Origin of the sequence: Arthrobacter castelli DSM 16402 (genome assembly GCF_000430705.1) — a bacterium.
Classification (GTDB): Bacteria; Actinomycetota; Actinomycetes; order Actinomycetales; family Micrococcaceae; genus Arthrobacter_C; species Arthrobacter_C castelli.
This window is the reverse complement of sequence record NZ_AUMN01000017.1, coordinates 44,523-64,300: the sequence shown is the minus strand read 5'-3', so window position 1 is coordinate 64,300 and position 19,778 is coordinate 44,523. Positions and strand designations below refer to the sequence as shown.

The 19,778-nt window shown below is 63.1% G+C and carries 14 protein-coding genes, 1 tRNA gene and 1 pseudogene; 14 read left to right on the top strand and 2 right to left on the bottom strand.

Annotated features, from left to right (window positions below):
• The first annotated feature begins 3 nt into the window (after nt 1-3).
• From H535_RS0117020 to H535_RS29405, 3 genes and pseudogenes are all read left to right on the top strand, one after another.
• On the top strand, nt 4-351 hold the full coding sequence (locus H535_RS0117020; RefSeq protein ID WP_026820496.1) for a winged helix-turn-helix transcriptional regulator: 348 nt from the start codon (nt 4-6) through the stop codon (nt 349-351).
• A gap of 279 nt (nt 352-630) precedes the next feature.
• Nucleotides 631-741 (top strand): annotated as a pseudogene (locus H535_RS30470) (hypothetical protein); the annotation flags it as partial.
• A 195-nt stretch (nt 742-936) separates the two neighbouring features.
• Nucleotides 937-1,431, top strand: coding sequence for an endonuclease domain-containing protein (locus H535_RS29405; protein ID WP_162144901.1), 495 nt, complete (start codon nt 937-939; stop codon nt 1,429-1,431).
• 266 nt (nt 1,432-1,697) lie between these two features.
• On the opposite strand, the gene H535_RS0117005 is transcribed toward H535_RS29405, so the two are convergent.
• A complete protein-coding gene (locus tag H535_RS0117005) occupies nt 1,698-2,924 on the bottom strand; it encodes a pyridoxal phosphate-dependent aminotransferase (RefSeq protein ID WP_026820494.1) in 1,227 nt (408 codons plus the stop codon).
• A gap of 229 nt (nt 2,925-3,153) precedes the next feature.
• Between H535_RS0117005 and H535_RS0117000 the strand changes: the two genes are divergently transcribed.
• The 9 genes from H535_RS0117000 to rplL all read left to right on the top strand — a co-directional run bounded on the left by H535_RS0117000 (nt 3,154) and on the right by rplL (nt 9,795).
• Nucleotides 3,154-3,226: transfer RNA gene (locus H535_RS0117000), tRNA-Trp, on the top strand.
• A 74-nt stretch (nt 3,227-3,300) separates the two neighbouring features.
• Nucleotides 3,301-3,573: a preprotein translocase subunit SecE gene (secE, locus tag H535_RS0116995; RefSeq protein ID WP_026820493.1), complete on the top strand. Its 273-nt coding sequence runs from the start codon at nt 3,301-3,303 to the stop codon at nt 3,571-3,573.
• An 83-nt stretch (nt 3,574-3,656) separates the two neighbouring features.
• On the top strand, nt 3,657-4,484 hold the full coding sequence (gene nusG / locus H535_RS0116990) for a transcription termination/antitermination protein NusG (RefSeq protein ID WP_026820492.1): 828 nt from the start codon (nt 3,657-3,659) through the stop codon (nt 4,482-4,484).
• 133 nt (nt 4,485-4,617) lie between these two features.
• On the top strand, nt 4,618-5,052 hold the full coding sequence (rplK, locus tag H535_RS0116985; RefSeq protein ID WP_026820491.1) for a 50S ribosomal protein L11: 435 nt from the start codon (nt 4,618-4,620) through the stop codon (nt 5,050-5,052).
• A 98-nt stretch (nt 5,053-5,150) separates the two neighbouring features.
• Nucleotides 5,151-5,858 carry a 50S ribosomal protein L1 gene (gene rplA, locus H535_RS0116980; protein ID WP_026820490.1) on the top strand — a complete coding sequence of 236 codons (708 nt, stop codon included), beginning with the start codon at nt 5,151-5,153 and terminating at the stop codon, nt 5,856-5,858.
• A gap of 145 nt (nt 5,859-6,003) precedes the next feature.
• Complete coding sequence (locus H535_RS0116975; RefSeq protein WP_051299460.1) at nt 6,004-7,161, top strand: GNAT family N-acetyltransferase; 1,158 nt, start codon at nt 6,004-6,006, stop codon at nt 7,159-7,161.
• A gap of 89 nt (nt 7,162-7,250) precedes the next feature.
• Nucleotides 7,251-8,345 (top strand): GNAT family N-acetyltransferase, encoded by a 1,095-nt coding sequence (locus H535_RS0116970; protein WP_026820488.1) that lies wholly within the window; start codon nt 7,251-7,253, stop codon nt 8,343-8,345.
• A 368-nt stretch (nt 8,346-8,713) separates the two neighbouring features.
• On the top strand, nt 8,714-9,331 hold the full coding sequence (gene rplJ / locus H535_RS0116965) for a 50S ribosomal protein L10 (protein WP_026820487.1): 618 nt from the start codon (nt 8,714-8,716) through the stop codon (nt 9,329-9,331).
• A gap of 83 nt (nt 9,332-9,414) precedes the next feature.
• Nucleotides 9,415-9,795: a 50S ribosomal protein L7/L12 gene (rplL, locus tag H535_RS0116960; RefSeq protein ID WP_026820486.1), complete on the top strand. Its 381-nt coding sequence runs from the start codon at nt 9,415-9,417 to the stop codon at nt 9,793-9,795.
• A 319-nt stretch (nt 9,796-10,114) separates the two neighbouring features.
• On the opposite strand, the gene H535_RS0116955 is transcribed toward rplL, so the two are convergent.
• Entirely contained in the window at nt 10,115-11,308 is a 1,194-nt protein-coding gene (locus H535_RS0116955) for an acetyl-CoA C-acetyltransferase (RefSeq protein WP_026820485.1), read from the bottom strand.
• A 431-nt stretch (nt 11,309-11,739) separates the two neighbouring features.
• Here H535_RS0116955 and rpoB point away from each other — a divergent pair, with 431 nt between their 5' ends.
• A complete protein-coding gene (gene rpoB, locus H535_RS0116950; RefSeq protein ID WP_026820484.1) occupies nt 11,740-15,264 on the top strand; it encodes a DNA-directed RNA polymerase subunit beta in 3,525 nt (1,174 codons plus the stop codon).
• Nucleotides 15,265-15,326: 62 nt separating this feature from the next.
• Nucleotides 15,327-19,223, top strand: coding sequence for a DNA-directed RNA polymerase subunit beta' (locus H535_RS0116945; protein ID WP_026820483.1), 3,897 nt, complete (start codon nt 15,327-15,329; stop codon nt 19,221-19,223).
• The last annotated feature ends 555 nt before the right edge of the window (nt 19,224-19,778 follow it).

The window sequence follows — 19,778 nt, the reverse complement described above, 5'->3', positions numbered from 1 at the left end:
GGGATGAGAAAACCGGTCGAGACAGCAAGCCAGGTGTGTCCCGTCGAGGTGGCGGTCGCAGTCCTGGGCGGAACCTGGAAACTCACCATCGTCAAGCATCTGCTGGATGGCACACTGCGATTCGGCGAGCTGGGCAGGCTCTTGCCGCTGGCCGGCGCACGCACACTCACCCGGCAGTTGCGCGAGTTGGAGGAAGACGGCGTCGTTGAGCGGACGGTCTACGCGCAGGTTCCTCCCAAAGTGGAGTATTCGCTCACCGAACTCGGCCGCAGCCTGCAAGGCATCGTCACCAGCCTGGATGAATGGGGGGCTGAATACTCCGCCCAGGCGCCATCCACCGATCAGGACTGACACCAGTGGGCGCCGGCACGCCTAAACACCAACCTTTAGATCGGGCGACGTATCGCCATCGAAATCGCGTGCAATTGCCTGATTCTCGCCCCTTGGTGTTTATCCGTGCACGCCTCGCCTTGTTCTTCGTGCACCTGCCCTGCCTCCCAGCGCATCGGCTCCCTATTGTCCTCCACAGCTCCAGAAGGACCAGCTTGGTCCACATATCCCCAATGAGTCCTTGTCGTTGGCGCTGTGCACGGAAATCATCACCGTGTGGATTCTTATACCGCCCTGACAATGTGCTGTGGAGTCGCCCGCTATAACCGATTGCGCGCTTTGGGCGTCAGCCGCAGGGAGCTGGAAAAGAGCGTGACCGCCGGACACCTCGTACGCCCCGCCAAAGGTGTCTACGCGTTCCCCGATGCGGAGCCGAAGTATGTGACGGCGGCGGCGACGTCAACACTCCTGACATGTACCTCGGCCGCCGAACATTACGGACTTTGGATGCGGAATCCATCCCGGAAGTTGCATCTTGTGAGTACCCAGGTGCGATCTGTGCCGGGAACGGTCATCCATCGCGCGAAGGTCTTGGCCAGTCCAGACATGGCACCAGTTGTTTCCCCTCGTGAATGCGTGCTGCACAGCGCGAAATGCCTCCCCGACGAAGCCGCCCTGCTGATTGCCGAATCCGCCATAGTCAAAGGACTGGTGTCCTTCGAAGACCTCCAGGCTGCTGCCACTGGTCCAGGCAGTCTGGACATGCGCGAAGTTTTCGAAATGATCGATTCCCGTTCGCAATCGTTATTGGAGACGTTAGGCCGCAGAATTTTTATGGAGGCAGGGCTGGAGGTCGTCACCCAGGCAAGATTCGCAGGAGTGGGCCACGTGGATCTGCTCATTGAGGGCAAGCTGGTCGTGGAACTGGATGGAGCGGAATTCCACTCCGACCGCACCAGCTATCGCCAGGATCGCAAACGGTGGAACGCCCTCACCCTCAGTGGATATCCGACGCTGCGATTCACCTATGAGGACGTAATGTTCGCCCCGGCTCGAATGCTGAACCAAGTATTGACCATGCTCGCAAATATGAGTCATTGAATCATGTAGTGGTGGAACAGAGCCCACGAGTGAGGCACTAATAGAGCCAAGGCAGGAGGAGTCCCGCAATTGGGCGGCCCTTTGCGCACGGATAAACACCAAGGGTGCGGAGAACGGCCAAAATCGTCCGGTCTTCGCATATTCTGACGCCGAATGGGGGTGTTGGTGTTCATGCGTGCACAGGATCGCTGCCCTGCTCCGGCCAGATGCGGCAGGATTGCAGTCCCTTGCCGCCACCGACCGGACTGCGGTGCGGACAGGGCGTATTACCGGGCCTGGCCGAGGAAATTCTGCAAGCGGGACACTCCTTCGGCCAGGTCCTCGTCGCCCAGCGCGTACGACAGGCGCAGGAAGCCACTGGGCCCAAAGGCTTCGCCCGGGACGACAGCCACTTCGGCCTGTTCCAGGATCAGCGTGGCCAGTTCGGCCGACGTCTCCGGACGGGAGCCGGCAATGTCCTTGCCGAGCAGCCCGCGCACATCGGCGTAGGCGTAGAAGGCCCCATGCGGGGTGGGGCATTCCACCCCCTCGATGGCGTTGAGCCCGTCCACCATTGCCTTGCGGCGCCGGTCGAAGGATTCCTTCATCTTTTCGACGGCGGTCAGCGGCCCGGACACTGCCGCCAGGGCAGCGCGTTGGGACACGTTCGAGACGTTGGAGGTCATGTGTGACTGCAGGTTGGTGGCACCGGCGATGACATCCTGGGGGCCGATCATCCAGCCGACCCGCCACCCGGTCATCGCATAGGTTTTGGCCACACCATTGAGAATCAGTACGGAATCGTCCAGCTCCGGAACTGCGGTGGCAATCGAGGTGAAGGGGACGTCGTCGTACGTCAGATGCTCATAGATCTCATCGGTGACCACCCACAGCCCCTTGGAAGCGGCCCACTGGCCGATTTGGCGGGTCTGCTCCGCACTGTAGATCGCGCCGGTCGGGTTGGACGGCGAGACGAACACGAGCACTCGCGTGCGGGATGTGACGGCCGCCTCCAGCTGTTCGGTGGTGACCAGGTAGCCCTGCTCGGGGCCGGCGAACACCTCCACCGGGACGCCCCCTGCCAGCCGGATGGCCTCGGGGTAGGTGGTCCAGTAGGGCGAAGGGACGAGTACTTCATCGCCAGGGTTCAGCAGCGTCGCGAAGGACTCGTAGACCGCTTGTTTGCCGCCGTTGGTGACGATAATCCGGGACGGGTCCACTTCATAGCCGGAGTCCCGCAGCGTTTTTTCAGCGATGGCGGACTTCAGTTCCGGCAGTCCGCCGGCGGGGGAGTAGTGGTGGCTCTTCGGGTCGGCTGCAGCCTTGATGGCCGCTTCGACGACATAGTCCGGGCTGGGGAAATCAGGTTCTCCGGCACCGAAGCCGATCACCGGCCGCCCGGCCGCCTTGAGCGCCTTCGCCTTGGCATCGACTGCCAGCGTGGCGGACTCGGCGATCGCGCCCACCCGGCGGGAGATGCGGCTGGTGCGTGCTTCAGTGGCGTCTGCAGACATGGGTACCCCGTTCGTCGGTGTAGTCAGGACCGGTATGCTTAGGACCTACTCTATGCGTTTTGTGTTGAGTTTGGCCTTGCGTTTTTACGCGGCGGTGAACTGGTTGCTGGTTCGACGTGGGGCAGACGAATGCGTAGACTATATCGGGTGTTGAAATCACCATGATGGAGTGCGCCCATGAACCGAAAGCCGATTTCGATCTGCGGCCGGAACCGGGGGCTTGCATCAAAGGGCAGTGGCGCAATTGGCAGCGCAGCGGTCTCCAAAACCGCAGGTTGCAGGTTCGAGTCCTGTCTGCCCTGCGCATGACTGTAAGGTCAGCAAATCCATGTGGCAGGTGACACTGTCACGACAGCGATAGGCAAGCGAGGCATAGGTGACCGAAACGGCTGCCAGCAGCTCCAAGGGACGCCCGTCCGGTGACAAAAACTCCGGGAAGCGGGGGTTCTTTGGCCGCATCATTTTGTTTATCCGCCAGGTCATCGCCGAACTGAAGAAGGTAGTGACGCCGACCCGCAAGGAGTTGGTCAACTACACGCTGGTGGTTCTGGTCTTCGTGATCATCATGATGATTATCGTGACGATTCTGGACTTCGCCTTTGGAAATGCCGCAATTTGGCTCTTTTCAGGCGGACCGCCAGACCAGTAGCGAGAGCGTTTGGCGCCGGGCAGCAGCCGTATGGTGCCGGGCGTTGAGTCATTTAAGATCCCATTAGGAAAGCAGGAAGCCAAGTGTCCGAGCAAGAGCTCGATAATCAGAGCCAGGATCTGAACACCTCAGATCAGGCAGCTGAACCCGAGGTTGATCCCGCCGACGCGCAGGTGGCGGCCGACGACGCCGGTTCAGCGGACGCGGATGCGTCGGTTGCCGGCGGCTCAACCGGGGACCCGGCCACCGAAGACACTGATGCTTCCGAGGCCGGATCGGAGAACGCCGAGGAAGCGGCTGACGACGAAGTCGATCCCGAAGAGGAATACAAAGCCAAACTGCGCCGGCAAGAGGGTGACTGGTACGTCATCCACTCCTACGCCGGATATGAGAACCGGGTGAAGACCAACCTCGAAAACCGTATCCAGTCCCTGAACATGGAAGAGGAAATCTTCGAGATTCAGGTGCCCATGGAAGAAGTGGTCGAGGTCAAGAACGCGCAGCGGAAGATCGTTAACCGCGTTCGGATCCCCAGTTACGTGCTTGTCCGGATGGAGCTGACCGACGAGTCCTGGGGCGCCGTCCGCCACACGCCGGGCGTGACCGGATTCGTGGGCAATGCGCACAACCCGGTGCCGCTGCGGCTGGACGAGGTTTTCTCCATGCTGGCCCCGGTTTTCGAGAAGGCCCCCGAGGCAGCCGCCGGCAAGGAAGCTGCGGCTCCGGCAGCCCCGATCACCGTCGACTACGAGGTCGGCGAATCCGTCATCGTCAAGGAGGGCCCCTTCGAGACGCTGCCGGCCACCATTTCGGAGATCAAGCCGGAGTCGCAGACTCTGGTGGTGCTGGTCTCCATCTTCGAGCGCGAAACTCCGGTCTCGCTCTCGTTCGGGCAGGTCACCAAGATCTAGCCTCGACCTATAACTTCGCACCCGTCCGGCCAGCTTTGCCGGGCAGTGCGGCGGCCACCTGGCCATGGGTGGTCATCCAACCTCAGGCACACTCCTGTGCCCGAGGAACGACGAGAACAGAAGGATCCTTACATTGGCTCCCAAAAAGAAGGTCGCCGGCCTCATCAAGCTGCAGATCCAGGCAGGTGCCGCTAACCCGGCACCGCCGATTGGTCCTGCCCTTGGCCAGCACGGCGTAAACATCATGGAATTCTGCAAGGCGTACAACGCCGCGACGGAATCCCAGCGTGGAAATGTCATCCCGGTGGAGATCACGGTCTACGAGGACCGTTCCTTCACCTTTATCACCAAGACTCCGCCGGCCGCTGAGTTGATCAAGAAGGCTGCCGGTGTGCAGACGGCTTCGGCGACTCCGCACTCCGTCAAGGTAGGCAACCTGTCCAAGGCACAGGCCGAAGAGATCGCCCAGACCAAGCTGGAAGACCTCAACGCCGACGACCTTGAGTCCGCCACGAAGATCGTCACCGGAACCGCTCGCTCCATGGGCGTCACGGTCGAGGGAAAATAACTTTCAAACAATCAGCGCTGTCGGCGACAAGGCACGACGGCGGGTGGTAGGGCCGGGCGCGGTCCGCAAACCACAACTGCATAAGGAGAACAAAGCAGATGGCAAAGCGCAGCAAAGCATACCGGGCAGCCGAGGCCAAGGTTGAGGCTGACAAGCAGTATTCGCCCGTAGAAGCGATCAACCTGGCGAAGGATACGAACCCGTCGAAGACGGATGCCACCGTTGAGGTGGCATTCCGCCTGGGCGTGGATCCCCGTAAGGCGGATCAGATGGTCCGCGGTACGGTCAACCTGCCGCACGGCACCGGTAAAACGGCACGGGTGCTGGTGTTCGCCACCGGTGACAAGGCAGAAGCCGCCGTTGCCGCCGGTGCGGACCACGTCGGTGCCGACGACTTGATCGCGAAGGTGGCGGACGGCTGGACCGACTTCGACGCCGCCGTGGCCACTCCGGACATGATGGGCAAGGTCGGACGTCTCGGTAAGGTCCTCGGCCCCCGTAACCTGATGCCGAACCCGAAGACCGGAACGGTGACCCCGGATGTCACCAAGGCTGTTGGCGACATCAAGGGCGGCAAGATCGACTTCCGCGTCGACAAGCACTCAAACCTGCACTTCATTATCGGCAAGGTTTCATTCGACACCGACAAGCTGGCGGAGAATTACGCCGCCGCTCTCGACGAGGTGCTGCGTTTGAAGCCTTCGGCGGCGAAGGGCCGTTACCTCTCGAAGGCGAACATCACCACCACGTTCGGCCCGGGTATCGAAGTGGACCCGAACGTGACAAAGGTGCTGGCAGAGGCTTAAGCAAGCGCCGCCGTCGGGCACGACCCGAACCTTTAAAAGGGACCCGGAGCAGTCACAGCTGTTCCGGGTCCCTTTTCCCGTTAAGGACCGCACCACAAACGTACTGATTGACGACTGCCAATCAGTAGAAGATGCACTCTTATCCATGAACCTTGAATCGTCCGGGGTGTCCCCGGATCGTGCCCCGTGGGCCATCGAGCCGCTCCATCTTCCAGAGTCACTGGACAGCCCCGATGCGGCGGATTTCATCGCGGCCAATGACCTCAGCAATCTGACTGAGGGACTGCGGTGGGGCAATAACGATCATTGGGTCAGCGCGGAAAACGCCCTGGCCGGGGCGCAGTCCAGCCGTTACACGGCCCGGCAGGGTTTCATCGCCACTGTTGATGATCGCGTCGTCGGACGTGCGGTTGTCGAAGCCCCGCTGACCGACAACACGGGTTGCGGATACGTCCATGTGATTGTCCACCCCGAATACCAGCGCCGCGGGCTGGGATCTCAACTGTATGCCGTGTTGGAGGACCACCTGCGCGGCAAGGACCGCCGTATTGTGATGGCCTGGAGCGACCATCCGGCAGATCTCGACGCCGACGCCGACGCCGGTGACGCCGACGCGGCCGACGGTCTGCGGCCCGCCAGTGGCCCTGGAAGCCTGCGGCAGGACGACGGCGTCGCGCGTTATTGCCTGGGACTTGGATACAGGCTGGAGCAGATTGAGCGGTTCAGCCTGCTGCAGTTGCCGCTTGATCGTGAAGTCCCTGCGCCGATGATGGAGGCCACGCAGTCAGCCGCAGGCCGGGATTATGACGTGGTGAGCTGGCAGGATAGCTGCCCGGACGACGTCGTCGACCAATACGGCCACCTCTGCCAGCGGATGAGCGTGGACGTGCCGATGGGGGAGATGGAAAGTGAAGCCGAGGAGTGGAGCGCGGCCAGAGTGCGCACCGCCGAAGCGAGGCTCCGTGGCCAAGGTGGGCGCAGTCTGGTGGCCGTTGTACGGGATGTGACAACGGGCCAACTGGTGGGTAATACCGTTCTCGAATACTTTCCAGACAGGCCGGAGGTGGTCTACCAGGAGAATACGCTGGTGCTGCATCCCCACCGCGGACACCGGCTGGGGATGCTGCTCAAGGTCGCCAACCTGCTCCGGCTGCAGGAACTGTGCCCGCAGGCGCGGCGCCTGTACACGTGGAACGCTGCGGAAAATTCGCACATGCTGGGCATCAATATTGAGCTGGGATTCGTGGCCCGGGGGTATGTCGGAGCCTGGCAGAAGAAGTTATCGGCACGGCAGTCATCTTGATCCATCCGTTACGCAAACTGTCAGCTATGGGCACTAGGCTGGGACGGTACATATGAGAAGCAGGCGGCTGACCAGCCAAGTGGGGTTTGATGACAACGCGGACCGTTCAGGTCGAACAACTGTGGGTGCCCGACTCGCTCGATGGCGGGGATTCAGCCGATTTTCTGGCGGTTGTCGACGTGGCCCGGCAGGTGCGGATTGCCACGTGGGGCAATGCCGATCTGGCCTTCTCTCCGGAGGAGTTCCTTGAGGCGTTCGGTGATCCATACGAACGCCTGGTGGTATTGATTGCCAGGATCGAGTCCCGCATAGTCGGGCGCGTGGGTATCTCGATGCCATTGCTGGACAATACGGATGACGCGATTATCTCGCTGGAGATTCTTCCCGAATGCCGAGGCCAAGGAGTCGGCCGCGAACTGCTGGAGGCAGCTGAGCAATTCGCCACCGGTGAGATGCGCCGGAGCCTGATTGTCGAAACGCATCACCCGGCGGCTGCCTTGGATTCCGATGGCGGATCTGTCGTCAAGGGCGCCGACGACGGCCGCGCGCTGCCGTCGTCGAGCAGGGAGGTGGTTTTCGCTTCCCAGGCAGGTTATGAACTGCAACGCGTGGAGCGGTTCAGTTCCTGTCCGTTTCCGGTGGGCCAGGAGGCGTTGGACCGGCTGAAGTCCCATGCCGCGGAGGCCGCCGGTCCCGACTACGCGGTCCACACCTGGACGGACAATTGCCCGGCGGAGTGGGTGAGGGATATGGCTGTGCTGGAGGGCTTGTTGGACGGTGACGAACCGGCGAGTGCCGATGAAGCGGACGGGCAGCAGCGATGGGACGACGCCCGGGTTCGCGAAGCGGAAGCGCTGGCCCAGGCCGGCGGGCGCCAGACAATGATCTGCGCAGTGGAACATCAGCCTGGCCGCCGGCTGGTGGGATTTACCGCGATCAGCATTGTGCGCCACCGCGACGACATTGTGTTCCATGACGAGACCGTGGTGCTGCAGGAGCACCTCGGACGCAAGCTCGGCATGTTGATCCGGACCAGCAATTTGGAACGGCTGGAGCGGGAGAGACGTGCCGTGCGGAGAATCTATACGTGGGACGCCAGCGAAAAGGAATACATGGTCTCGGTCAATCGGGACCTGGGGTTCCGCACGGCCGGGTGCACCGGTGAGTGGCGGAAGCAGCTCTAAGCGGGCACCCCGGCGGGTATGGCCGGGGAATTGGCTGGCGGGACCGGCTGGTTGGTGGGGCCGATCGGCCGCTTCGGGATGGGGCGGCCGTGATTTGCGTGATTTGTTGGCCCGGACGCCGTCGCGTAGACTTTAACCACCAAAGACCGTCGGTCATCAGGTTCCATCCTTCTATTGCGAATGATTGCTCCTGGTTGAAGGTCCCCAAACGGGGCGGCCTGCGCAGGTGAACGAAGCGAATCCTCCCTGGCCTGTCACGGTCAGGTTGAGGGCTGGCCCCGTGCATCTGCGCGGGGCGTTTTTGTGCGTACTGCACTCCCGGGCCAGGGTCCTGACGAAGACCGGCATGATTCGAAGGAAGGAGGGTTATGGCAACGCCAACCAAGGTGTCCGCAGTCGAAGAGTTGACGGAGAATTTCCGTTCCTCAAACGCTGCTGTCCTAACCGAATATCGTGGGCTTTCCGTGGCACAGCTCCAACAGCTGCGCCGTTCACTGGGCGAGGACGCAAACTACTCGGTCGTGAAGAACACCCTGACTGCCATCGCGGCCAAGGAAGCCGGCGTCGAAGCATTCGACGACCAGCTCGTTGGACCGACCGCCATCGCCTTCATCAAGGGCGACGCGGTGAAGGCTGCAAAGGGGCTGACGGATTTCGCCAAGGCGAACCCACAGCTTGTTATCAAGTCCGGCTACTTCGAGGGCGAGGCAATGGATGCCCAGGGCGTCATTGCTCTGGCGGACCTCGTGTCGCGTGAGCACCAGCTGTCCAAGGTTGCCGGTGTGCTGAAGGCCCCGATGGGCCAGCTCGTCCGCACGGTGGACGCGCTGCGCGAGAAGCTGGAAGAGGGCGCGCCGGCCACGGAGGCTCCTGCCGAAACTCCAGCAGCTGACGCGGAGGAAGCACCTGCTGCTGAAGCGCCGGCGGAGGAAGCACCAGCTGCTGAAGCTGCCCCCGAAGCGGATACGGACGCCGCCAAGGAATAGCCACCATCTCCGCTTCCAGCTAGGAAGCAGGATCCATGACCCGGCCGTACAGCGGCCACCACATAAGAAAAGGAGCGCCACTCATGGCTAAGCTCACCACTGACGAGCTCATCGAAGCTTTCAAGGAATTGTCCATCGTCGAACTCTCTGACTTCGTTAAGCAGTTCGAGGAGACCTTCGACGTTACAGCTGCTGCTCCGGTCGCCGCTGCCGGCGCCGCCGCCGGTGGAGCCGAAGAAGAGGTCGAGGAGCAGACTGAGTTCGACGTCATCCTCGACTCCGCCGGTGACAAGAAGATCCAGGTCATCAAGGAGGTGCGTGCCCTGACCTCCCTCGGCCTGAAGGAAGCCAAGGACCTGGTCGATGGCGCGCCGAAGCCGGTTGTCGAAGGCGTCAGCAAGGAAAACGCCGACAAGGCCAAGGAAGCCCTCGAGGGTGCCGGTGCCGAGGTTTCCCTGAAGTAGTCTTCTTCAGAACCGCGCCGCTCTGTGCGGCACAGCGAACAGCCCGCGTGATGATTCACGCGGGCTGCTTCGCGTCCAGGCTCCGGCCCGCTCGACCCCGCTCGACGTCGGACCTGCCGTGGCGGGGCCCTACCGTCTCGGAGGCGAAAACTGCCGATGCGGCGCCCTGCCGATGCGGCGCCCTATCGATGCGGAGTCCTGCCGAGGTAGCACCGTGCCGCCGAGACAGCGGGTTGCAACCCGCTACCTGGCGGGCAGGGCGCTACCTCACGGGTTGGGGCACCAGGAGAAGGGGATTTACCGGCCGAACCACGGCTGGTTAGTCCCGGTAGAGCAGCACGGCCTCGCCCTGGCCGCCGCCTCCGCACAGCGAAACAGCCGCCTTGCCCGTCCCGCGACGGCTCAGCTCCCAGGCGGCGTGCCCGGCCAGCCGCGCACCGGAGGCGCCAATCGGGTGTCCCACCGCGATAGCTCCGCCATGCAGGTTGCACTTGTCGAGGCTGATGTCGAGGTCCTTGAGCGACTGCACGGCAACCGACCCGAAGGCCTCGTTGATCTCGATGAAGTCCAGGTCGTCCTTGCTCCAGCCCGCCTTCCGCAACGCGGACATAATGGCGTTGGATGGCTGTGAATGCAACGACGTGTCCGGGCCCGCGACCTGTCCGGGGGCGCCGACGACAGCGAGGTAGTCCAGGCCGAGTGCTTCGGCGTTTTGCCGGCTGGTCAGCACCAGCGCCGCCGCACCGTCACTGAGCGGGGAGGAGTTTCCGGCGGTGATGGACCCGTCCTTGGCGAAGGCCGGGCGGAGCTTGCCCAGCGAATCGACGGTGGTGTTGGGGCGCACGCCCTCATCGGTGTTGATCTCAATCGGGTCGCTCTTGCGCTGCGGCACGCTGACGGTCACGATCTCGTCGTCGAACACGCCGTCCTTGGCGGCCTTGGCTGCGCGCTCGTGTGAGGCGGCCGCGACTTCGTCCTGGGCAGTGCGATCGATACCGAGTTCAGCGTTCCGGCGTTCGGTCGAGGCGCCCATGGATTCGCCGTCGAAAGCATCGGTGAGTCCGTCGTTGGCCACCGAATCCACGGCAGTGATGTTTCCGTAGGTCCATCCCTGCCGTGATCCGGGCAGCAGGTGCGGGCCCTGGGACATGGACTCCTGGCCGCCGGCGACGACGACGGAAGCCTCACCGCTGCGGATCAACCGGGCCGCGTCGGTCACCGCAGCCAGGCCAGAGAGGCAGACCTTGTTGATGGTCACGGTTGGCACGTTCCAGCCGATTCCGGCGGCGATGGCGGTCTGGCGGGCCGGGTTCTGTCCGGCACCGGCCTGAACCACCTGGCCCATGATCACCGCATCGACGCTATCGGCACCTGCACCGGACTTCTCCAGGGCGGAGGCAGCAGCCTTTGCGCCCAGCTCGACGGCGGAGAAGCCGGCCAGCTGGCCGTTGAGTCGTCCCTGCGGGGTGCGCGAGGCGGACAGGATGACCACATCGTTGGGGTTGGCTGTCATGGTGGGTAGGCCCTCTTTCGTCTCTGTTGCTTCGGCGGTGCGAGGCCCGCTGAAGGGTGTGCAGCGGCGTCAATCTGCAGATTCTGTGCCGCATTTAATAAGTTTAGCGGCATCCGTGATGTACAGTTACTGCTGAGAAATGCTCCGCATTCGGATCCCGGCCCCGCAGGCCGGGTAGGGTCGTGCGTTGAGCACTGGACTTCTGGACGCCCGGTGGCGTACAGTGGATATTTGCGTCTTCCCTCTTAACCTTCAAAGCCTTCATATAGCGGTGGGCTTCGCCACGGCACGCTGTCGGACGGTCCGCATGGGCAAATCCGGCAGCCGGGCCGCAGGATCATATAGCGGATCCGGCAAGGTAGTACGTCGAGACTGCCGAAGAATCATCGGGAAGCGCGACAAACGCCTGAAGGTCTGTGGAAGGATCACTCTTGGTCGCCTCGAGCACCCCAAACAACGAAACCGCTAACAGCACGGCAGACAATTCGCCTCTGGCAACAGATGGCGCGTCACGCCGGCTTTCATTCGCAAAGATCCACGAACCGCTGGACGTGCCGAACCTGCTCGGCCTGCAGACCGACAGCTTCGATTGGCTGGTCGGTAACGAGCGCTGGCAGGAACGGATCGAGCAAGCCCTGGAACAGGGCCGCCGGGATCTCCCCGTCACGTCCGGGCTCTCAGACATCTTTGAGGAAATCTCCCCGATCGAGGATTTCCAGGGCACTATGTCCCTGAGTTTCTCCGAGCCGGAGTTCGCCGATCCGAAGTACACCATGGAGGAGTGCAAGGACCGGGACGCCACCTATTCGGCTCCGCTGTATGTCAAGGCGGAGTTCATGAACAACAACACGGGCGAAATTAAGCAGCAGACCGTGTTCATGGGCGATTTCCCGCTGATGACGCGGAACGGCACGTTCGTGATCAACGGCACCGAACGCGTCGTCGTTTCCCAGCTGGTGCGTTCTCCGGGCGCCTACTTCGAGCGCGCCGCTGACAAGACCAGCGATAAAGACATCTTCACCGCCAAGATCATCCCGTCGAGGGGAGCCTGGTTCGAGCTGGAGGTCGACAAGCGCGATCAGGTCGGTGTCCGCCTGGACCGCAAGCGCAAGCAGTCCGTTACCGTCTTGCTGAAGGCGCTGGGCTGGACCGAATCCCAGATCCTCGAAGAATTCGGCGAATTCGATTCCATCCGTGCCACCCTGGAGAAGGACGCCACGGAGTCCAAGGAAGAAGCGCTGCTGGACATCTACCGCAAGCTGCGTCCGGGCGAGCCGCCGACGGTCGAAGCGGCGCAGTCGCTGCTGGAAAATCTCTACTTCAACCCGAAGCGCTATGACCTGGCCAAGGTCGGCCGCTATAAGGTCAACCGCAAGCTGGGCACTGACATCCCGCTGGGACAGCGGAACTCATCGGTGCTGAACACCGAAGACATCGTGGCGATGATCAAGTTCCTGGTCACGCTGCACGCCGGTGGCGACTCCATCGAAGGCAAGCGCGACGGCGAGGACCACGAGGTTCGCGTCGAGGTCGACGACATCGACCACTTCGGCAATCGCCGCATCCGCGCCGTCGGCGAGCTGATCGAGAACCAGGTCCGCACCGGCCTGTCCCGGATGGAGCGCGTGGTCCGCGAGCGGATGACCACCCAGGACGTCGAGGCCATCACGCCGCAGACGCTGATCAACATCCGCCCTGTTGTGGCCGCGATCAAGGAGTTCTTCGGAACTTCGCAGCTCTCGCAGTTCATGGACCAGAACAACCCGCTGGCCGGTCTGACGCACAAGCGGCGTCTGTCCGCGCTGGGCCCGGGCGGTCTGTCCCGCGACCGTGCCGGCATGGAGGTCCGCGACGTCCACCCGTCGCACTACGGCCGCATGTGCCCCATTGAAACCCCTGAAGGCCCGAACATTGGCCTGATCGGTTCGCTGGCGTCCTACGGGCGGATTAATGCGTTCGGCTTTATCGAGACCCCGTACCGCAGGGTCAAGGAAGGCCAGGTGACCGACGAGGTCGTCTACCTGACCGCCGATGACGAGATCGACGTCGTCATTGCCCAGGCCAACGCTCCGCTGAACGACGACGAGCGCTTCTCCGAGGACATGGTCCTCGTGCGCGAACGCGGCGGCGGCGGCGAGCCGGTGCTGGTTCCGGCCACCGAGGTGGACTTCATGGACGTTTCCCCGCGCCAGATGGTGTCGGTGGCAACGGCCTTGATTCCGTTCCTCGAGCACGACGACGCCAACCGCGCACTGATGGGTGCGAACATGCAGCGTCAGGCCGTCCCGCTGATCCAGTCCGAGTCCCCGGTCGTGGGCACCGGCATGGAGCGGTCGGCAGCCGTCGACGCCGGCGACGTCATCATCGCCTCCAAGGCCGGCGTGGTCTCCGAGGTCTCGGCCGACGTCGTCGTGATGCTGAACGACGACGGCACCGAAACCAACTACCGGATCGCCAAGTTTGACCGTTCCAACCAGGGCACCGCCTACAACCAGCGCGTGCTCGTCACCGAGGGCCAGCGCCTGGAAGTCGGCGGCATCATCGCCGATGGTCCGTCGACGGACCACGGCGAGCTCGCGATCGGCAAGAACCTGCTGGTGGCATTCATGTCCTGGGAGGGCCACAACTTCGAAGACGCAATCATCCTGTCCCAGCGGCTGGTCCAGGACGACGTGATGTCTTCGATCCACATCGAAGAGCATGAGATCGATGCCCGTGACACCAAGCTCGGCGCCGAGGAGATTACCCGGGACATCCCGAATGTCTCCGAGGAGATCCTGTCCGGGCTGGACGAGCGCGGCATCATCCACATCGGTGCCGAGGTCGAAGCCGGCGACATCCTGGTCGGCAAGGTCACCCCGAAGGGCGAAACCGAGCTGACGCCCGAAGAGCGGCTGTTGCGCGCGATCTTCGGCGAGAAGTCCCGCGAGGTCCGCGACACCTCCTTGAAGGTGCCGCACGGCGAATCCGGCACCGTCATCGGCGTCCGCGTCTTCGACCGCGACAACGACGACGAGCTGCCCCCTGGGGTGAACCAGCTGGTCCGCGTCTACGTGGCAAACAAGCGCAAGATCACCGACGGCGACAAGCTCGCCGGCCGCCACGGTAACAAGGGCGTCATCTCCAAGATCCTGCCGGTCGAGGACATGCCGTTCCTGGCCGACGGAACCCCGGTCGACATCGTGCTCAACCCGCTGGGCGTGCCCGGACGTATGAACATCGGCCAGGTGCTGGAGACACACCTTGGCTGGGTGGCCAAGCAGGGCTGGACCATTGAGGGCGAGCCCGACTGGGTGCAGGCGCTGCAGGACATGCCGCGCGAGACCGGTCCGACCAACGTCGCGACCCCGGTCTTCGACGGTGCCCGGGAAGAGGAAATCAGCGGACTGCTGGAATCGACCAACCCCACCCGTGACGGTGACCGTCTGGTCGGATCCTCCGGCAAGGCCTTGGTGTACGACGGTCGCTCCGGCGAACCGTTCCCGGATCCGATCTCGGTCGGCTACATGTACATCCTGAAGCTTCACCACCTGGTGGACGACAAGATCCACGCACGTTCCACAGGCCCGTACTCGATGATCACCCAGCAGCCGCTTGGTGGTAAGGCGCAGTTCGGCGGCCAGCGCTTCGGTGAGATGGAGGTCTGGGCCCTGGAAGCCTACGGCTCCGCTTACACCCTGCAGGAACTGCTGACGATCAAGTCCGATGACATCCACGGGCGTGTGAAGGTCTATGAAGCCATCGTCAAGGGCGAGAACATTCCCGAGCCCGGCATCCCGGAGTCCTTCAAGGTGCTGATCAAGGAAATGCAGTCGCTCTGCTTGAATGTCGAGGTGCTGTCCCAGGACGGTAACTCGCTGGATATGCGTGACTCGGATGAAGAAGTCTTCCGGGCCGCGGAGGAACTCGGTATCGACCTGTCCAGGGCCGAACCCAGTTCCGTCGAAGAGGTCTAACCCCTCTTTCCGTACCCCGAATCGACTTTCAAATACGAGAACAAAGAGAGAACAGGGACCAAATGTCCACAGAATCCTCCTTCGGCGTAATGCGAATCGGCCTTGCCACTGCGGAAGAAATCCGCGAATGGTCTTATGGCGAGGTCAAGAAGCCCGAAACCATCAATTACCGTACTCTCAAGCCTGAGAAAGACGGCCTCTTCTGCGAGAAGATCTTCGGACCTTCCCGCGACTGGGAATGCTACTGCGGCAAGTACAAGCGTGTCCGGTTCAAGGGCATCATTTGTGAACGTTGTGGCGTAGAGGTCACCCGCGCCAAGGTGCGCCGTGAGCGGATGGGCCACATCGAGCTCGCCGCCCCGGTCACCCACATCTGGTACTTCAAGGGTGTTCCCTCCCGTCTGGGCTACCTGCTGGATCTGGCACCGAAGGATCTTGAGAAGATCATCTACTTCGCTGCCTACATGATCACCAGCGTGGACGAGGAATCCCGCCATGCGGAACTGCCGAACCTGCAGACCGAGCATGACATTGAGGCGAAGAACAAGGTCGACACCCGCGACTCCGATATCGCGGCGATCGCCCGCCAGCTCGAGGATGACCTCGCCACCATGGAGTCAGAGGGCGCCAAGGCTGCCGAGAAGAAGAAGGCCCGCGACGCCGCCGACCGCCAGATGGCCAACGTGCGCAAGCGCGCCGACGCCGAGATCGAGCGGCTCGAGCAGGTCTGGGACCGCTTCAAGAACCTCAAGGTCGGAGACCTGGAAGGTGACGAGGGACTCTACCGCGAACTGCGCGACCGCTACGGCCTGTACTTCGAAGGCGCCATGGGTGCCGACGCGATCAAGGCCCGCCTCGAGGACTTCGACATGGAAGCCGAGGCGGAGCACCTGCGCGACATCATCCAGAACGGCAAGGGCCAGCGGAAGACCCGTGCCCTGAAGCGGCTGAAGGTTGTCAATGCTTTCCTGACCACCACCAACAGCCCGCTGGGCATGGTGCTGGATGCCGTTCCGGTGATCCCGCCGGAGCTGCGCCCGATGGTCCAGCTCGACGGCGGCCGTTTCGCGACGTCGGACCTGAACGACCTGTACCGCCGTGTCATCAACCGCAACAACCGCCTCAAGCGGCTGCTGGATCTCGGCGCCCCCGAGATTATCGTGAACAACGAGAAGCGGATGCTGCAGGAAGCGGTCGACAGCCTGTTCGACAATGGCCGCCGCGGTCGTCCGGTCACCGGACCGGGCAACCGTCCGCTGAAGTCGCTGTCCGACATGCTCAAGGGCAAGCAGGGGCGGTTCCGCCAGAACCTGCTGGGCAAGCGTGTTGACTACTCCGGCCGTTCGGTCATTGTGGTTGGCCCGCAGCTGAAACTGCACCAGTGCGGTCTGCCCAAGCAGATGGCTCTGGAGCTGTTCAAGCCGTTCGTGATGAAACGCCTGGTTGACCTCAACCATGCACAGAACATCAAGAGCGCCAAGCGGATGGTCGAGCGCTACCGCCCGCAGGTGTGGGACGTGCTCGAAGAGATCATCACCGAACACCCGGTGCTGCTCAACCGTGCACCAACCCTGCACCGCCTCGGTATCCAGGCCTTCGAGCCGCAGCTGGTTGAAGGCAAGGCCGTCCAGCTCCACCCGCTGGTCTGTGGCGCGTTCAACGCAGACTTCGACGGTGACCAGATGGCTGTGCACCTGCCGCTCTCCCCGGAGGCGCAGGCCGAGGCCCGCATCCTGATGCTGTCCTCGAACAACATCCTGAAGCCGTCCGATGGCCGTCCGGTGACCCTGCCCTCGCAGGACATGATCATCGGCCTGTACCACCTGACCACCAAGCGAGCCGGTTCCGCCGGCGAAGGCCGCGAGTTCGCGTCGCTGGCTGAGGCCATCATGGCGAACGACGCCGGGTCCCTGCACTTGAACTCCAAGGTCAAGATCCGCTTGGAGGACTTTGTTCCGCCCGAGGGCTGGCAAGCGCCCGAGGGTTGGGAGCCGGGCCAGCCCACCGTGGTGGAAACCTCGCTGGGCCAGGTGCTGTTCAACGAGACGCTGCCCGACGATTACCCGTGGGTGGAGACCGTTGCGGACAAGGGCCAGCTCTCCGCCATCGTCAATGACCTGGCTGAGCGGTACGAGAAGGTTATCGTGGCCCAGGCGCTGGACAGCCTCAAGGACGCAGGCTTCTACTGGGCGACCCGCTCGGGCGTGACTGTGGCGATCTCCGATATTGCCAAGCCTGCCGAGAAGCCGGCGATCCTGGAGGACTACGAAGGCCAGGCGTCCAAGGTGGAAAGCCAGTACGACAAGGGCCTGATCGCCGACGACGAGCGGCGCCAGGAACTGATCGACATCTGGAACAAGGCCACCAACGAGGTCGCCGACGTGATGCAGAAGAATCTGTCGCCGTCGAACACCATCAACCGGATGGTCTCCTCGGGTGCCCGTGGCAACTGGATGCAGGTCCGTCAGATCGCCGGTATCCGTGGTCTGGTGGCCAACCCGAAGGGCGAAATCATCCCGCGTCCGATCAAGTCCTCCTACCGCGAGGGCCTGTCGGTGCTGGAATACTTCATCGCCACCCACGGTGCACGTAAGGGTCTTGCCGATACCGCGCTGCGTACCGCCAACTCGGGTTACCTGACCCGTCGTCTGGTCGACGTGTCCCAGGACGTCATCGTCCGCGAAGAGGACTGCGGCACCGAACGCGGCCTGAACCTGCCGATTGCCGTCGAGGTCGGGGGCGAGATGATGCTGCACGAGGATGCCGCCTCCAGCGTTTACGCCCGCACCCTGGCCACCGACGTCGTCAACTCCGACGGCGAGGTCCTCGCCGAAGCGGGAAGCGACGTCGGCGACGTGCTGATCGACCGGTTGTTCAAGGCAGGCGTCACGGACATCAAGATCCGTTCGGTGCTGACCTGTGAATCACGGGTGGGAACCTGCGCCCAGTGCTACGGCCGGTCGCTGGCCACGGGCAAGACCGTGGACATCGGCGAGGCCGTGGGCATTATCGCCGCGCAGTCCATCGGTGAGCCCGGTACCCAGCTGACCATGCGTACCTTCCACACCGGTGGTGCCGTCTCCGCTTCCCGCGGTGACGACATTACCCAGGGTCTGCCGCGCATCCAGGAGCTCTTCGAGGCGCGCACCCCCAAGGGTGTCGCACCGATCGCGGAGTCCGCCGGACGGGTCACCATCGAGGAGACCGAGCGTCAGATGCGGCTCATCGTCACCCCGGACGACGGCTCGGACGACCAGACCTACCCGGTGCTGCGCCGTGCCCGTCTGCTGATCGAAGATGGTCAGCATGTCGACGTCGGCCAGCAGATGGTGGTTGGCGCGGTGGACCCGAAGCAGGTGCTGCGTATTCTCGGCCCGCGTGCCGCACAGAAGCATCTCGTGGACGAGGTCCAGGGCGTGTACCGCAGCCAGGGTGTTGGTATCCACGACAAGCACGTCGAGGTCATCGTGCGGCAGATGCTGCGCCGTATCACCATCATCGAGTCCGGCGACTCCGAGTTGCTCCCCGGCGAACTGTCCGAGCGGGGACGGTTCGAAGAGGAGAACCGGCGCGTGGTGTCCGAGGGCAAAACCCCGGCATCGGGCCGTCCGGAGCTGATGGGGATCACCAAGGCTTCGCTGGCGACCGACTCCTGGCTGTCCGCAGCCTCCTTCCAGGAAACCACCCGGGTGCTCACCCAGGCGGCCATGGAAGGCAAGTCGGATCCGCTGCTGGGTCTGAAGGAGAACGTGATCATCGGTAAGCTGATCCCGGCCGGTACCGGCCTGGCCCGCTACAACGACATCAAGGTCGAGCCGACGGAGGAAGCAAAGGCCAATCTCTACACCGGCCCGAGCGCCTTCAGCGACGTCGACTACTCGTCGGTGGGACAGGACGCGACCCCCGAGTTCCACGCCATCCCGCTGGATGACTACGACATGGGAGCTGAATACCGCTAGGTCTCGATGCGGCGCGGGCGCCTCACTCGACCAAGGCGCTCCGCGCGGCGGTGGTCGACCAAGGCGCTCCGCAATCGGTGGTCGACCAAGGCGCTCCGCGCCGCGTGGAGACCCGTGGAGACCCAGCACGACCTGATGTGAGGGCCCCGCACCATTTCGGTGCGGGGCCTTTCGCATGTCCGGCAACCGGCCGGAATCGGATGTCGGGCAGGCGCCCCTATCGAGTCGCGCCGGCGTTTACGGCGACTTCCGCTCCGCCTTGGGACAATCGACCGGCGGCGCCGGCGGCAATATGTCCCAAACGGGAGCGATCCAGGGCAGCTGCTTCGTCGTGGGGCGGCGCTGTTGGTGGAGAAGCAGCCCCTCGATTCACGGCGGGATAACAATGTGTAACGCAATCGCCGCACTCCGTTGCACACGTCACAGACTGTGAGCTAGACTACTGATGTTCGCTATTCGTACGTGTGTGCGCACACCGTTCAGGTTTGGTTTTACCAGCCGGTGGCGGGGTCGGCGTGGGGGCGACCGGCGGACGGCACAACAGCAAACCGTTGA